Genomic DNA, 581 nt, shown 5'->3' with positions numbered 1-581 from the left:
TCGGTAACGTGCCCCTGCGGCTTGTTCCGTGAACGCTCCCTGGGCTGGCGTAGTGCCCGCCCAGTGCGCAGACACGCGACCAACTCCCGCTTGAGCGCGCCACGGCCCTCGATGAACAGCGACTGGTAGATCGCTTCATGACTGATGCGCATGGACCCATCATCGGGGAAATCGATCTTCAACCGGTGAGAGATCTGCTCAGGACTCCAGGCCAGCGACCACCGTCGGTCAGCCCGATGCGGCTTGTTCAGCCCCTTCCACGCAGGCGGCGTCGGCCCCTCGACCACGCTCCCGTCGGGACGTCGGACGGTCCCGGCAAGTCGTTCCTGCACGTATTCGCGCAACAGGTCGTTCGTGACGAGTTTCGCGACCTTCGGGCGCCTCGCAGCTTGCTGCGCCTTCCACTGCGCCACTAATGCCCGATACTCCTGCTTCCCGCTCCTGGTCGCGGCGTTGCGGCGCAGCTCTCGGGAGATCGTGCCAGGGTCACGCCCCAGCTCGCGGGCGATCTCCCGCACGCCTTTATCCTTGGCGCGCAACAGCGCGATCTCCTCACGTTCCTCGAACGAGAGATACCGGCC

General features: G+C 65.6%; 1 protein-coding gene. It reads right to left on the bottom strand.

Annotation, left to right across the window (positions count from 1 at the left end; translation table 11 throughout):
• Positions 1-581, bottom strand: a 581-nt coding sequence (locus NHL51_RS13815; protein WP_434144651.1) for a transposase, incomplete at both ends; no start/stop codon positions are given.

The organism is Leucobacter sp. gxy201 (assembly GCF_051043335.1).
Taxonomy (GTDB): domain Bacteria; phylum Actinomycetota; class Actinomycetes; order Actinomycetales; family Microbacteriaceae; genus Leucobacter.
The sequence above is the reverse complement of the archived record's forward strand: the minus strand, read 5'-3'. Positions and strand labels throughout refer to the sequence as shown.